Genomic DNA, 14363 nt, shown 5'->3' with positions numbered 1-14363 from the left:
AATCCCGATCAGAAAAGGCGGCCTCTGCGAAGAGACGCCTTTTTTGCTGACTCCACCGCGTTATTGGAACCCGAAATGACCGACCAGACTACCCGCCTGCCAGTCCGCCGCGCCCTGATCAGCGTCTCCGACAAGACCGGTATCCTCGAATTCGCCCGTGAGCTGCAACAGCTCGGTGTCGAGATCCTGTCCACCGGCGGCACCTACAAGCTGCTCAAGGACAACGGCGTGAACGCGGTGGAAGTGGCCGACTACACTGGCTTCGCCGAGATGATGGATGGCCGGGTCAAGACCCTGCACCCGAAGATCCACGGTGGCATCCTTGGCCGTCGCGGCATCGACGACGCCATCATGAACGAGCACGGCATCAAGCCGATCGACCTGGTTGCAGTCAACCTGTACCCGTTCGAAGCCACCATTTCCAAGCCAGGCTGTGACTTGCCGACCGCCATCGAGAACATCGACATCGGCGGCCCGACCATGGTCCGTTCGGCTGCCAAGAACCACAAGGATGTCGCCATCGTGGTCAACGCCAGCGACTACGCCGGCGTGCTGGAAGGCCTCAAGGCCGGCGGCCTGACCTACGCCCAGCGCTTCGACCTGATGCTCAAGGCGTTCGAGCACACTGCTGCCTACGACGGCATGATCGCCAACTACATGGGCACCATCGACCAGGCCAAAGACACCCTGAGCACTGAAGCACGCAGCGAATTCCCGCGCACCTTCAACAGCCAGTTCGTCAAGGCCCAGGAAATGCGCTACGGCGAGAACCCGCACCAGAGCGCGGCGTTCTACGTTGAAGCGAAGAAAGGCGAAGCCAGCATTTCTACCGCCGTGCAACTGCAAGGCAAGGAACTGTCGTTCAACAACGTGGCCGACACCGACGCCGCGCTGGAGTGCGTTAAGAGCTTCATCAAGCCAGCCTGCGTCATCGTCAAGCACGCCAACCCGTGCGGCGTGGCCGTTGTGCCTGAAGACGAAGGCGGCATCCGCAAGGCCTACGACCTGGCCTACGCCACCGACACCGAGTCGGCATTCGGCGGCATCATCGCCTTCAACCGCGAGCTGGACGGCGAAACCGCCCAGGCCATCGTCGACCGTCAGTTCGTCGAAGTGATCATCGCGCCGAAAATCTCCCAGGCTGCCCGCGACGTGGTAGCGGCCAAGCAGAACGTGCGTCTGCTGGAGTGCGGCGAGTGGCCAGCCGAGCGCGCTGCCGGTTGGGACTTCAAGCGCGTCAACGGTGGCCTGCTGGTGCAGAGCCGCGATATCGGCATGATCACCGCCGATGACCTGAAGATCGTCACCAAGCGTGCACCGACCGAGCAAGAGATCCACGACCTGGTGTTCGCCTGGAAAGTGGCCAAGTTCGTCAAGTCCAACGCTATCGTCTACGCCAAGCAGCGCCAGACCATCGGCGTCGGCGCCGGCCAGATGAGCCGCGTCAACTCCGCCCGCATCGCCGCCATCAAGGCCGAGCATGCCGGCCTGCAGGTGCAGGGTGCGGTCATGGCGTCCGACGCGTTCTTCCCGTTCCGTGATGGCATCGACAATGCGGCTAAAGTGGGTATCAGCGCCGTGATCCAGCCGGGTGGTTCGATGCGTGACGCCGAGGTGATTGCTGCCGCTGATGAAGCGGGCATCGCCATGGTGTTCACCGGTATGCGCCACTTCCGCCACTAATCAAGATGGCCGGCCGAACCTCGGTCCCCTGTAGGAGCGGCCTTGTGTCGCGAAAGGGCTGCGCAGCAGCCCCCGGACCTTTGCAATACAGCAAAAATCCCGGGACCGCTCTGCGGTCCTTTCGCGACACAAGGCCGCTCCTACAGGCGGACGAGGTTCTCCGCCAAACAGAGGTTTTGACATGAAAGTTTTGATCATCGGCAGCGGCGGCCGTGAGCACGCCCTGGCCTGGAAAGTCGCCCAGGACCCACGCGTCGAAAAAGTCTTCGTTGCCCCGGGCAATGCCGGCACGGCCATCGAGCCGAAATGCGAGAACGTCGCCATCGACGTCTGCGCCCTGGAGCAACTGGCCGACTTCGCCGAGAAGAACGTCGACCTGACCATCGTCGGCCCGGAAGCGCCGCTGGTGATCGGCGTGGTCGACCTGTTCCGCAGCCGTGGCCTGGACTGCTTTGGTCCGACCAAGGGCGCGGCCCAGCTGGAAGGCTCCAAGGCCTTCACCAAGGACTTCCTGGCCCGCCACAAGATCCCGACCGCCGACTACCAGAATTTCACCGAGATCGAGCCAGCCCTGGCCTACCTGCAGGAAAAGGGTGCCCCGATCGTGATCAAGGCCGACGGCCTGGCCGCGGGCAAAGGCGTGATCGTCGCCATGACCCTGGCAGAAGCCGAAGCCGCCGTGCGTGACATGCTGGCTGGCAACGCCTTCGGCGAGGCCGGTTCGCGCGTAGTCATCGAAGAGTTCCTCGACGGCGAGGAAGCCAGCTTCATCGTCATGGTCGACGGCCACAACGTGCTGCCCATGGCCACCAGCCAGGACCACAAGCGCGTCGGCGATCAGGATACCGGGCCGAACACCGGCGGCATGGGCGCCTACTCCCCTGCCCCGGTGGTTACCCCGGACGTGCACCAGCGCGTGATGGACCAGGTGATCTGGCCGACCGTGCGTGGCATGGCCGAAGAGGGCAACGTCTATACCGGCTTCCTGTATGCCGGCCTGATGATCGACAAGGCGGGCAACCCCAAGGTCATCGAGTTCAATTGCCGCTTCGGCGACCCTGAGACCCAGCCAGTCATGCTGCGCCTGGAGTCGAGCCTGGTGCTGCTGGTCGAAGCCGCCTTCGCCAAGGCACTGGACAAGGTCGAAGCACAGTGGGACCCGCGCCCGAGCCTGGGCGTGGTGCTGGCTGCCGGCGGTTACCCGGGTGACTACGCCAAAGGCGACGTGATCAACGGCCTGGAGGCTGCAGCCAAGATCGAAGGCAAGGTGTTCCATGCCGGTACCTCGCTGAAGGACGGTCAGGTCGTCACCAACGGCGGCCGTGTGCTCTGCGCTACCGCCATGGGTGCCAGCGTCGCCGATGCCCAGCAGCAGGCCTACCGCCTGGCCAAGGAAGTGAGCTGGAACGGCAGCTTCTACCGCACCGACATCGGCTACCGGGCCATCGCTCGCGAGCGCGGTGAACACCAGCAGTAAGTGGTACCGGAGTGCCGCAGCGCCTTGTGCATGCGGCATCCGGCTCGTCGACAGGGCCCCATGGGGGCCTTGCCTTCGGCTTGGCGCGCCGCGCATAGTTAGTATCTGGCACATCGGCTAGGAAGGGATCTCGTAGTGCGTCGGCTTCGGATTGCCACAGCTCTGATCGTCAGCTTGCTGACCCTGCTCTGCCTGTTGCCGGCTTCGGCCGAACAGGGCGGAGGCTGGTCCGTTCTGCTCGATGAACAGGCCAACCTGCAATTGAGCGACGTGCGTTCCGATCGCTATCGCAGCCAGTTCAGCCCTACCACCCTTGGCGAACTCGATGCCGCACCGGCTGAACAAGCCCTGTGGTTGCACTATCGCCTGGAACCGGGTGACCAGGAGCAACTGCTGCGCATCTTCGCTCCTGACTTGTCGCGCCTCGACCTCTACGCCCTCGATGGCGACAGGCTGCTGCGCCAACTGCACCACGGCCGCCAGGCCGGTAACGGCAGCCCGACCCTGCGCGGCAGCGACCATGTATTGCCCTTGCCCAACAGCCAGCACGCGCTGGACATTTACCTGCGCCTGGTCTCGGAGCACCAGCTGCGCCCGGCGATAAGCCTGGAACCCGCAGCGGTAGCCGCCTCCGACCATGGCCAACCCCTGCTGTTCGGCATGCTGTTCGGCGGCCTGGTGATGCTCATCCTGCATAACCTGATCCGCTTCATCTACACCCGCTCCAGCACTACCCTGTATCTCGCCCTGTACCACGGGCTGATGCTGCTCAGCGGCCTGATCCTGCTCAACCTCAGCGGCCCGTGGTGGCACCTGTGGCACAGCGCGCAAACCCCGGCGGCCTACCTGACCCTGGTTCTGGCCGGGCTGTCGGGGCTGTATTTCACCCAGCATTTCTTCTCTCCCTGCAACTCACCGCGGCTCAACCGCCTGCTGCAGGGCGAAATGCTGGTCGCAGCGGTCAGCGGGCTGGTCCTGCTGTTTGTCGATACCCTGCCGCTGAACCTGATGACGTATGCCCTGCTGGCCGTCGGCAGCGTGACCATGCTGACGGCCAGCAGCTACCACTGGTACAAGGGCTATGCACCGGCACGGCTGTTCAGCGTCGCCATGCTGGTATTCAACCTTGGCGGCCTGGTGCTGCTGCCCGCCCTGCTGGGCCTGACCCGCACTTCGACGCCTTGGCTGCTGTGCATCCTCCTGGGCATGACCGTGGTCAGTGGCTTGCTGCTCAACCTGGCCGTCAGTGAGCGCCTGCGGCGCATCAGCGAAGAACGCTTCCGCGCCAGCCGTGCGCTGGCGGCCAGCGATGCCGAGATCAACGCCAAGGCGGAGTTCCTGGCCAAGATCAGCCACGAAATCCGTACCCCCATGAACGGTGTACTGGGCATGACCGAACTGCTGCTCGGCACGCCACTGTCGGTCAAGCAACGCGACTATGTACAGACCATTCACAGCGCCGGCAACGAGCTGCTGACGCTGATCAACGAGATTCTCGACATTTCCAAGCTCGAATCGCGGCAGATCGAGCTGGATGACGTGCAGTTCGACCTCAATGCCCTGATCGAAGACTGCCTGAACATTTTCCGCGCCAAGGCCGAGCAGCAGAACATCGAGCTGATCAGTTTCACCCAGCCGCAGGTGCCGCGGGTCATCAGCGGCGACCCGACACGTCTGCGCCAAGCCTTGTCGAGCCTGCTGGAAAATGCCCTGAAGAACACCTCCCAGGGCGAAATCCTGCTGGTAGTCGCGCTGGATCAGCGCGGTGAAATCCCACGCCTGCGCATTGCCGTGCAGGACAGTGGCGAGCCGCTGCCTGCGGCCGAGCGCGAGGCCTTGCTGCAGGCCGAGCTGCACAGCCACCACTTCCTTTCCAGCAACAAGCTTGGCGGCCACCTCGGGCTGGTCATCGCCAAGCAGCTGATCGGCCTGATGCAAGGCGAGTTCGGCATCAAGAGCAGCACCAGCATGGGCAATACCCTTTGGCTGACCTTGCCGCTCGATCCATCACGCCTGGAGCAGCCCCCGGCAGACCTGGACGGCCCGTTACGCGACGCCCGGGTCCTGGTGGTCGACGACAACGACACCTGCCGCAAAGTCCTGGTGCAGCAGTGCAGCGCCTGGGGCATGAATGTCAGCGCGGTGCCATCGGGCAAGGAGGCGCTGGCCCTGCTGCGGACCAAGGCGCACCTGCGCGACTATTTCGATGCGGTGTTGCTGGACCAGAACATGCCGGGCATGACTGGCATGCAGCTGGCGGCCAAGATCAAGGAAGACCCGAGCCTGAACCACGACATCCTGGTGGTCATGCTCACCGGTATCAGCAACGCGCCCAGCAAGGTCATCGCACGTAATGCCGGGATCAAGCGCATCCTTGCCAAGCCGGTTGCCGGTTATACGCTCAAGACAACCCTGGCCGAAGAACTGGCCCAGCGTGGCCGCGATCAGGCCGTGCCGGCTGCGATGCCCGGCGCGCAGGGCGCGCTTGAGTTGCCGAGCGACTTCCGGGTACTGGTGGCCGAAGACAACAGTATCTCGACCAAGGTCATCCGCGGCATGCTCGGCAAGCTCAACCTGGAGCCCGATACCGCCAGCAACGGCGAAGAGGCCTTGCAGGCGATGAAGGCGCAGCGTTACGACCTGGTGTTGATGGACTGCGAAATGCCGGTACTGGACGGTTTCTCCGCGACCCAGCAGTTGCGTGCCTGGGAAACCACCAACCAGCGTCAGCGCACCCCGGTGGTGGCGCTGACCGCGCATATACTGGCTGAGCACAAGGAGCGCGCACGGCTGGCCGGCATGGACGGCCACATGGCCAAGCCGGTTGAGCTGTCACAGTTGCGCGAGTTGATCCAGTACTGGGCCAATCAGCGCGAAGCCAAAGCTGATCCGGCGCACAGCTCGTAACCAGACTCCTGCACGCCACCCTTATCCCCCAAGGATCATCCCATGCTGCATGACTTGTTCAGTGTCTACCTGAAGATGCTGGTGCTCTATAGCCCGTTCTTCGTGCTGTCGTGCTTCATCAGCCTGACCCGTGGTCACTCCAGCAAAGAGCGCAAACAGCTGGCCTGGAAGGTCGCCTTTGCCGCGCTGGTGGCCAGCGTGCTGCTGTACCTGTTCGGCAGGGTGATCTTCGGGATTTTCGGTATCACCGCCGACGCCTTCCGCATCGGTGCGGGCAGCGTACTGTTCATCTCGGCGTTGGGCATGGCCCAGGGCAAACCGGCTGTGCAGGCCGACAACGTGCAACAGGACGTGACCATCGTGCCACTCACCATCCCGCTCACCGTGGGCCCCGGCACCATCGGGGCCCTGCTGGTGATGGGCGTGGGCCAACCGCACTGGGACGACAAGCTGCTGGCCATTGTCAGCATCGCTCTGGCCAGCTTCACCGTCGGCCTGGTGTTGTACCTCTCGCACGGCATCGAAAAACTGCTCGGTGACCAGGGCCTGCAGATCGTCAGCCGCCTGATGGGGCTATTCGTCTGCGCCCTGGCGGCGCAGATCATCTTTACCGGGATCAAGGGCTACCTGGTCGGTTAGCCCTCAGGTTCAGGGCGCGGCGGGGTACCAACGCGGGGTGTAGACCCATTGACCGCCACTGGCACGGTCGAAGGCGCAGGTCGTGGAGGAACCGACCAGCACCATGGTACGCATGTCGACCATCTCCGGCGTCAGCTCGGCCAGGCTCACCACCCTGAGCGTCTGCCCCGGCCGGCCGATATCGCGCCCCAGCACCACCGGCGTCTGTGCATCCCGGTGCCGGCGCACGATCTCCAGTGCCGTGCCTAGCTGATGCGGCCTGGACCTGGAAATCGGATTGTAGAAGGCCAGCACCAGATCCGCCTGGGCCGCCAGGTCCAGGCGCTTTTCGATGATCGACCAGGGTTTGAGGTTGTCAGACAGCGACATCACGCAGAAGTCATGCCCCAAGGGCGCGCCAGCTTGCGCGGCGGTTGCCAGCGAAGCCGATACCCCTGGCAGGATCTGCAGGTCGACACGGTGCCAGGCAGGGTCGCAGGACTCATGCAGGGCTTCGAGCACCGCTGCGGCCATGGCGAACACACCAGGGTCGCCCGACGACACCACCACCACCGAACGGCCCTGGGCCGCCAGCTCGAAGGCATGCCGGGCACGCTGCATCTCTTCCCGGTTGTCGGTGCAGTGCTGCACCTGATCGTCACGGAACGGCCCCGCCATGCGCACGTAGGTCTCGTAGCCAAGGATGTCCTCGGCACGCGCAAGCTCGGCTTTCACCGCCGGCACCATCAGCTCGGCCGCCCCTGGGCCAAGGCCGATCACTGCCAGGCGACCGCGCTTGCGAGCCAACCGTGCCGGGTCGACCGGCAACGGCGCCGCAGCGATGACCAGGCCCGGCTGCTCGATCAGGCGCGCCTCGGGCAAAGCCTCGGCCGCCATGCTGGCCAAGGTGCCGTTCATGGCCGCGAAGCGCAGCACGACGCCCAGTTCTGCGGCGGCCTCGTGCAGCAACGGCTCGGCCATCGCCTGCTCGGCGACCAGCAGACACGCCAGCGAGGGCTCGGCAATGCCGGCCTCACGCAAGGCGCCACGTACCTGTTCGGCCAGGCCGGGCGCGCCTGCGGCGAGCGCCACCACCACCGAGCGTGGGTGGATCAGCAACTCGTCACGGCTGGCCACGCGCGCGTCACTGCCGACATGGATGGTGCGCCGGGCGGTTTCACTGGCCGGCAGTTGCGCCTGCGCAAGCCAGGGGGCATCACCCTCGATACGCACGCTTTCGCCGGCCAGCAGGTCCGAGACAAAGCGCTTGCCCTGCTCGAGGTCCGCCAGGGCATAGCCCTCGGGCGGGTTGAGCAGGCAGGTGCCGAAGCGCAGTTCACCACTGGTGGTGATCGCTGCAGCCACCCCCAGCGCCTCGCCGAGTTCGCGAGCCATGAGGTTGACCCCGCTCAGGCCACCCAACAACGGCACCACCGCGCTACCGTCCTCGGCCACGGCCAGCACTGGCGGCTCCGCACCTTTCTCATCGAGCAGGCTGGCCAGGCTGCGGATGACGATGCCGGCAGCACACAGCGCGATGATCGGGGTGGCCTGCTGGTAGAGCATGCGCAGGGTATCGCCAAAGCTGTCGTAGTACTGATCGGCGCCCTCGACCCGACCGCGCAGGCCGTAGACGGTCGCCTGTGGATAACGCTGCTGGATGCGCTGCGCCGTGGCCAGGCTGCCTGCCCCCAGGATGACGATGGCCGCTGCCTGTTGCCTGTTCAGCCCTGCCATTTTTCCCCCGGTACGATGATCAGCGAGAAGTACGGCGAAGACTGTGGGTCCACCTCATCCAGCGGCACGATCTTCTGGTTGGCCATGGTCGCCCGCTCGACGTACAGCGCACGCCCGTCCAGGCCGAGTTCGGCAAGTACCTGGCGCACCTTCGGGAAGTTGCGGCCCAGCTTCATGATCACCGCCGCATCGGCGTCTGCCAGGCGACGCTTGAGCTCTTCGGCGGGCAGCACGCCCGACAGTACCGACAGGCTCTGGTTGCGGTACACCAGCGGCGCGCCAAGCACCGAGGCACCACCGAGCATCGAACAGACCCCCGGGACCACTTCGGCCTCATGCTGCTGGGCAAGCCGGTCGTGCAGGTACATGTAGGAGCCGTAGAAGAACGGGTCACCTTCGCAGATCACCGCCACGTCACGGCCGGCATCCAGGTGCTCGGCCACCTGCACGGCCGCTTCATCGTAGAAATCGCTGATCACCTGTTCGTAGGACAGCGGCGCCGGCAGTGCCTCGGTCGTGACCGGATACACCAGCGGCAGCAGGGTCTGCTCGGCTTGCAGGTGGGCCTCGATGATGCCGAAGGCGTTGCCGCGCTTGCCCTTGGCCACGAAGTACGCCACCACCGGCGCCTCGCGCAGCAGGCGCAGGGCCTTGACGGTGATCAGTTCAGGGTCGCCGGGGCCAACGCCCAGGCCCAGCAGTCGTCCGCGCGGCGCCATCACTCCACCTCCGTGGCCAGGGCGTTGACTGCGGCAGCGGCCATTGCGCTGCCGCCCAGGCGGCCTTGCATGATCACGAATGGCACGCCGCGGCTGTCGGCGGCGAGCATCGCCTTGGACTCGGCGGCACCGACGAAGCCGACCGGGAAGCCGAGGATCAGGGCGGGTTTGGGCGCCCCGGCATCGATCATCTCCAGCAGGTAGAACAGCGCAGTCGGGGCATTGCCGATCACCACCACGCTGCCCTCCAGATGCGGGCGCCACAGCTCCAGGGCAACGGCGGAGCGGGTGTTGCCGACCTCCTTGGCCAGGCCTGGCACGCTGGGGTCGCGCAAGGTGCAGATCACCGGGTTGTTGGCGGGCAGGCGCGCGCGGGTGATGCCTTCGGCGACCATGTGTGCGTCGCAGAGGATCGGCGCACCATTGGCCAGGGCTTCACGGCCTGCGCGGCCGGCACCTTCGGAGAACTGCAGGCCATCGATGGCCTCGACCATGCCGCAGGCATGGATCACGCGCACGGCGAGTTTTTCCAGGTCTGCGGGAATCCGCTCGAGCCGGGCTTCCTCGCGGATGATCCGGAAGGAATTGCGATAGATCTCCTGACCATCGCGGATGTAGTCAATCATCAAGGTGCTCCGTCGGCAGGGCGAGCATGGCGCCTGCTTCATTCAAGGTAAGGTCGGTGGCGCGCAGGGCACCCAGGCCCGGCAGGTGCGCGTCACGCAAATAGAGGTCATAGCGGCCCGGTGAACGGGCCAGCAAGGTAGCCGGGGCGACATGGGCCACGGCACAGGAACGGGGGCAGCCGGACAAATGCACGCTGCCGGGCACGCCACTGCCCAACAGCGCCGCCAGCTCGACGGCATCGGCCTTGGTCTCGGCCTGGGCCTTGGCGCAGCCACTGCTGCCGGTGCAGGCGACCATCCGCGCCAAGGGCTCGTCGGCCTGGCAGAGCAGGCCCAGTGCCGCCAGCTGGACGCGAGCCTGTTCGAGGTCGACAGCGGCGATGTTGGTCAGCATCAGGCTTTGCCACGGGCTCAGGCGCAGGCTGCCGTCACCCCATTGGCGGGCCACCCGGGCAGCGCCACGCAACATGGCCGGTGACAGGCGGCCCAACGGCGGGGCGACGCCCAAGGCCATGCCCTGCTGTTGTGCCACGGCACCCAGCCATGGGCATTGGGCGCCTTTGCGCCGCCACTCGATCACGGCGGCATCGCGACGTACTTGCAAGCCGAGACCGTCGATGAAGGCATCGACCCGGCAACCTTGCAGCAGCTGGCGCATGCGCGACTGCTCAGGGCTGGCCAGATCGAGGAAGCGATCGAGCACTGCGCGCACCAGCTCCAGCCCCTGCTCCAGTGACACCGCGCCCAATACCGGACCATCGGCCGGGCAACTGGCCAAGCCAAATGCCAGCCAGTCGCGCTGCTCCAGGCGCAGTGCCGAAAGCCACAGGTCGTGAGGGTGATCGAGCATCGCCACGCCTTCACCCCCATCGAGCTGCACGGCGAACTTGGCCGACAGCTGATGGAAGCGCGGCGTGTCTTGCAGCAGGTCGAGGATCTGCCCGGCCAAGGGGCGTACATCCAGCAGCATCGACGGATCATGGCCAGCCAAGGGGCTGAGCATCAGGTTGCGCACGTCATCGCTGGCTGCATCACGCGGACCAAGGCCGGCGGCCAGCAGGCTGTCGACCAGCCCGGCATGATCGCTGCCGATGCCGCGGATCTGCAGGTTGCCGCGGTTGGTGGCTTCGATCACCCCGCCCGCAAAACGCTCGGCTGCCGCCGCCACCGCATCGGCCTGGTCGGCCAGCAGCAGGCCGCCGGGCAGCTTGATACGGCAAATGCCACCGTCACGGGCGCTGACGATGCGCCACAACCCCGGGCAGGCCGAGGGACGGGGTGATGCTACGGGCGTGTTGGCTGGCGTCAAAGGGGCGTCCGGCAATCGCTGAAAGTGCGCTTGAGTGTAGAAGGCGCGGTATTATGCCTGCTTTGCCCGGCGGCATGAAAAGCCGGTGGTCGAGCTTCAACAGCGTTTGAGCTGAAATTTTGGGGGCGCTGTGCGCCCCATCGCGACACAAGGCCGCTCCTACAGGCATCACCGCCCCTGTAGGAGCGGCCTTGTGTCGCGATGGGCTGCACAGCAGCCCCAGACCCCAAAGAGGTATCAATGACCCCCTGGCTGACAGTAGTAGGCATCGGCGAAGACGGCTTCAGCGGCCTGGGCAAACAGGCCCGGCGCGCCCTGCTGGGCGCCACGCGGATCATCGGCAGCCCGCGCCAGCTGGCCCTGCTGCCGCGTTGCATCAGTGCCGAGCGGCAAGACTGGCCAACGCCATTCTCCCTCGCCCCGGTACTGGCACTGCGCGGTGAGCCGACCTGCGTACTGGCCAGCGGTGACCCGATGTTCTATGGCGTCGGCGCCAGCCTGGCGCGCCAGGTGGCGGCCGAAGAAATGCAGGTGCTGTCGATGCCCTCTTCCTGTGCCCTGGCTGCTGCCCGCCTGGGCTGGCCGCTGCAGGACGTGCAGGTGGTGTCCGTGGTTGCACGCCCGCTGGCGACGCTCAATGCCCAGCTATCCAGCGGCCAGCGCCTGCTGGTGCTGAGCAATGACGGCGACAGCCCTGCGGCCATCGCCGCACTATTACGCGAACGCGGTTTCGGGCCCAGCCGCCTGCACGTGCTGGAACACCTTGGTGGTGCGGCCGAGCGTCATCTCTGCGGCACCGCCGATGACTGGCCCCACAGCGAAATCGCCGCCCTCAACCTGGTCGCCATCGAGTGCCTGATCAGCCCGAATGCCATGCCGCTGTCACGCGTGCCCGGGCTGCCAGACAGCGCCTTCCGCCATGACGGCCAGCTGACCAAGCGCGATGTGCGTGCGATCACCCTGGCGCGCCTGGCGCCGCAGCCCGGTGAGTTGCTGTGGGATGTCGGTGCCGGCTGTGGCTCGATCGGCATCGAATGGATGCGTGCTCACCCGGCCTGCCGCACCCTCGCCATCGAAGCCGACGAAAGTCGCCAAGGCTTCATCGAATACAACCGCGATGTCCTCGGCGTGCCAGGCCTTCAGCTGGTTCGCGGCAAGGCACCCGACGCGTTGGCCGAACTGGAACGCCCGGACGCGATTTTCATTGGTGGCGGCGTGACCCGCGAAGGCGTGTTGCCGCGGTGCTGGGACCGCTTGCGCCCCGGTGGGCGGCTGGTGGCCAATGCAGTGACCCTGCAAAGCGAGCTGGCCCTGGCGCACTTCCGTGAACAGCACGGTGGCGAGCTGACCCGTATCCATGTTGCCCAGGCCCAGCCGCTGGGTGCCTTCGACACCTGGCGCCAGGCGTTGCCGATCACCTTGCTCGACGTGGTGAAACCCCTCGATGCGTGAAGAAACCCGCGAGCAACCCGCGCCCCTGCGCAGTGGCCTGACCACCGGTAGCTGCGCCACCGCCACCAGCCTCGCCGCTGCCAAGTTGCTGCTGACCGGCCAGTGCGACGATGCGGTGAGCATCACCCTGCCCAAGGGCAAGGTGGTGCAGATGCGCCTGGAGTTCTGCCGCCTGGTCGGCGAGCGTGCCGAGGCGGGCACACTCAAGGATGCCGGCGACGACCCAGACGTCACCCACGGCGCCCTGCTCTACAGCCAGATCCGCTTGCAGGCGCAGCCCGGCATACGCTTCGTCGCAGGCCAGGGCGTTGGTACCGTCACCCGCCCCGGCCTGGTACTGGCAGTCGGTGAGCCGGCGATCAATCCAGTACCACGGCGGATGATCAGCGAGCACTTGCAGCAGCTGGCCGACGATTGCGGCTACCCGGGCGGCTTCGAGGTCACGGTCAATGTGCAAGGCGGGGAAGCGCTGGCGCTGAAGACCATGAACCCGCGCCTGGGCATCCTCGGTGGGCTGTCGATCCTGGGCACCAGCGGCATCGTCCGGCCCTTTTCCTGCTCGGCCTATATCGCCTCGATCCACCAGGGCATCGACGTCGCCCACACCAATGGCTACACCCACATCGCCGCCTGCACCGGCAACGCCAGCGAAGACACCATGCGCCGCGTCTACAACCTGCCCGAGATCGCCCTGATCGAGATGGGCGACTTCGTCGGCGCCGTGCTCAAGCACGTACGCAAGGTGCCGGTGCCACGCCTGACCCTGTGCGGCGGTTTCGGCAAGATCAGCAAGCTGGCTGCCGGCCACATGGACCTGCACAGCCGCCACTCCAGCATCGACCTGCCGCAGCTGGCAGGCTGGGCCGCTGAAATCGGTGCCGATGCGCAGCTGCAGGCGGCCATCATCGCCGCCAACACCAGCCAGCAGGCGCTGGCCCTGGCACATGCCGCCGGCATCGCCCTGGGCGACACGGTGTGCGCCCATGCCCTGGCTTTCGCCCGCAGCGTGGTGCCGGCTCAGGTGCACGTCGAAGTGTTTGCCATCGACCGCCAGGGCGGCATCGTTGGCAAGGCAGGTGTGCAATGAACCGCCGAATCCTGCTGCTCGGTGGCGTCACCGAAGCCTTGGCCATCGCCCGTCATCTCGGCCCCGAGCATGTCTACAGCCTGGCCGGCATCGGCCGCGTGCCGCAGGACCTCGCTTGCCAGGTGCGGGTCGGTGGCTATGGCGGCGCTGACGGCCTGGCCGCATACCTGCGTGAAGCCGGCATCACCCTGCTGATCGACGCCACTCACCCCTATGCGGCGCAGATCAGCCGCAACGCTGTCAGCGCTGCACGGGCGGCCGGCATTCCCTGCTGGGCCTTGCGCCGCCCGGCCTGGCAGGCACAGCCGGGGGACGACTGGCGTGAAGTGGAAGACTGGGCGGCGCTGATCGAGGCGCTCAAGCCGTTCAGACGACCATTGTTCACGCTTGGCCGCGAGCCACTGCAGCACCTTGCCGAGATTCCCCCGGAGCAGTTCTGGACCTTGCGCGCGCTGGAAGCCTGTGCGGGCAATGAGCGCTGCGAGGTGATCGGCGCGCGTGGGCCGTTTCACATCGAGGACGAGCGGGCACTGTTCGAACGTTGTCGCATCGATGTACTGGTCAGCAAGAACAGCGGCAGCGTGGCGACCGAACCAAAGCTCGACGTGGCACGGGAACGCGGGGTGCCGGTGGTGGTCCTGAAGCGTCCGACATTGCCTGCCGTGGATCGGGAATTCACCCAGGCAGGTCTATTGCTGGCCAAGATCAAGGACTGCCTGTAATGAAGTCAAAACGTATATCCCGTTGA

Annotated in this window: 11 protein-coding genes; 7 read left to right on the top strand and 4 right to left on the bottom strand. The window is 65.8% G+C overall.

The window, feature by feature from the left end:
- Positions 1 to 75: 75 nt before the first annotated feature.
- The 4 genes from purH to ACTORR_RS17215 all read left to right on the top strand — a co-directional run bounded on the left by purH (position 76) and on the right by ACTORR_RS17215 (position 6706).
- The gene (gene purH / locus ACTORR_RS17230) at positions 76 to 1683 is read left to right on the top strand and encodes a bifunctional phosphoribosylaminoimidazolecarboxamide formyltransferase/IMP cyclohydrolase (protein ID WP_313364732.1); all 1608 of its coding nucleotides are present in this window, start codon (positions 76 to 78) and stop codon (positions 1681 to 1683) included.
- A 181-nt stretch (positions 1684 to 1864) separates the two neighbouring features.
- Positions 1865 to 3160 (top strand): phosphoribosylamine--glycine ligase, encoded by a 1296-nt coding sequence (purD, locus tag ACTORR_RS17225; RefSeq protein WP_054886838.1) that lies wholly within the window; start codon positions 1865 to 1867, stop codon positions 3158 to 3160.
- A gap of 135 nt (positions 3161 to 3295) precedes the next feature.
- The gene (locus tag ACTORR_RS17220) at positions 3296 to 6067 is read left to right on the top strand and encodes a hybrid sensor histidine kinase/response regulator (protein ID WP_054886837.1); all 2772 of its coding nucleotides are present in this window, start codon (positions 3296 to 3298) and stop codon (positions 6065 to 6067) included.
- 45 nt (positions 6068 to 6112) lie between these two features.
- A complete protein-coding gene (locus tag ACTORR_RS17215; RefSeq protein WP_176509668.1) occupies positions 6113 to 6706 on the top strand; it encodes a MarC family protein in 594 nt (197 codons plus the stop codon).
- Positions 6707 to 6715: 9 nt separating this feature from the next.
- On the opposite strand, the gene cobJ is transcribed toward ACTORR_RS17215, so the two are convergent.
- The 4 genes from cobJ to cobG are packed head-to-tail and all read right to left on the bottom strand — an operon-like array spanning position 6716 to position 11091.
- The gene (cobJ, locus tag ACTORR_RS17210; protein ID WP_099814381.1) at positions 6716 to 8422 is read right to left on the bottom strand and encodes a precorrin-3B C(17)-methyltransferase; all 1707 of its coding nucleotides are present in this window, start codon (positions 8420 to 8422) and stop codon (positions 6716 to 6718) included.
- Positions 8410 to 9141: a precorrin-2 C(20)-methyltransferase gene (locus tag ACTORR_RS17205; protein ID WP_054886834.1), complete on the bottom strand. Its 732-nt coding sequence runs from the start codon at positions 9139 to 9141 to the stop codon at positions 8410 to 8412. The genes cobJ and ACTORR_RS17205 overlap by 13 nt, the downstream gene beginning before the upstream one ends.
- Positions 9141 to 9767, bottom strand: a complete 627-nt coding sequence (locus ACTORR_RS17200) for a precorrin-8X methylmutase (protein ID WP_054886833.1) — start codon at positions 9765 to 9767, stop codon at positions 9141 to 9143. The genes ACTORR_RS17205 and ACTORR_RS17200 overlap by 1 nt, the downstream gene beginning before the upstream one ends.
- Positions 9760 to 11091, bottom strand: coding sequence for a precorrin-3B synthase (cobG, locus tag ACTORR_RS17195; protein WP_313364734.1), 1332 nt, complete (start codon positions 11089 to 11091; stop codon positions 9760 to 9762). Before cobG ends, ACTORR_RS17200 begins: the two co-directional genes overlap by 8 nt.
- Positions 11092 to 11316: 225 nt before the next feature.
- On the opposite strand from cobG, the gene cbiE reads away from it, so the two are divergent.
- From cbiE to ACTORR_RS17180, 3 genes are read left to right on the top strand one after another with little or no spacing between them, the layout of a single operon-like run.
- Positions 11317 to 12528, top strand: a complete 1212-nt coding sequence (gene cbiE, locus ACTORR_RS17190; protein ID WP_313364735.1) for a precorrin-6y C5,15-methyltransferase (decarboxylating) subunit CbiE — start codon at positions 11317 to 11319, stop codon at positions 12526 to 12528.
- Complete coding sequence (locus ACTORR_RS17185) at positions 12521 to 13615, top strand: cobalt-precorrin-5B (C(1))-methyltransferase (protein ID WP_099814379.1); 1095 nt, start codon at positions 12521 to 12523, stop codon at positions 13613 to 13615. Before cbiE ends, ACTORR_RS17185 begins: the two co-directional genes overlap by 8 nt.
- Positions 13612 to 14337: a cobalt-precorrin-6A reductase gene (locus ACTORR_RS17180; RefSeq protein WP_099814378.1), complete on the top strand. Its 726-nt coding sequence runs from the start codon at positions 13612 to 13614 to the stop codon at positions 14335 to 14337. The genes ACTORR_RS17185 and ACTORR_RS17180 overlap by 4 nt, the downstream gene beginning before the upstream one ends.
- The last annotated feature ends 26 nt before the right edge of the window (positions 14338 to 14363 follow it).

The organism is Pseudomonas sp. SAR267 (genome assembly GCF_052077595.1).
Classification (GTDB): Bacteria; Pseudomonadota; Gammaproteobacteria; order Pseudomonadales; family Pseudomonadaceae; genus Aquipseudomonas; species Aquipseudomonas vlassakiae.
This window is presented reverse-complemented; position numbering and strand designations above follow the sequence as displayed.

What these genes read in the sequence shown, in the direction of transcription:
- purH (WP_313364732.1), top strand. Translation starts at nt 76, where the DNA reads ATGACCGACCAGACTACCCGCCTGCCAGTCCGCCGCGCCCTGATCAGC.
- purD (WP_054886838.1), top strand. Translation starts at nt 1,865, where the DNA reads ATGAAAGTTTTGATCATCGGCAGCGGCGGCCGTGAGCACGCCCTGGCC.
- cobJ (WP_099814381.1), bottom strand. Translation starts at nt 8,422, where the DNA reads ATGGCAGGGCTGAACAGGCAACAGGCAGCGGCCATCGTCATCCTGGGG.
- ACTORR_RS17205 (WP_054886834.1), bottom strand. Translation starts at nt 9,141, where the DNA reads ATGGCGCCGCGCGGACGACTGCTGGGCCTGGGCGTTGGCCCCGGCGAC.
- ACTORR_RS17200 (WP_054886833.1), bottom strand. Translation starts at nt 9,767, where the DNA reads ATGATTGACTACATCCGCGATGGTCAGGAGATCTATCGCAATTCCTTC.
- cbiE (WP_313364735.1), top strand. Translation starts at nt 11,317, where the DNA reads ATGACCCCCTGGCTGACAGTAGTAGGCATCGGCGAAGACGGCTTCAGC.
- ACTORR_RS17185 (WP_099814379.1), top strand. Translation starts at nt 12,521, where the DNA reads ATGCGTGAAGAAACCCGCGAGCAACCCGCGCCCCTGCGCAGTGGCCTG.
- ACTORR_RS17180 (WP_099814378.1), top strand. Translation starts at nt 13,612, where the DNA reads ATGAACCGCCGAATCCTGCTGCTCGGTGGCGTCACCGAAGCCTTGGCC.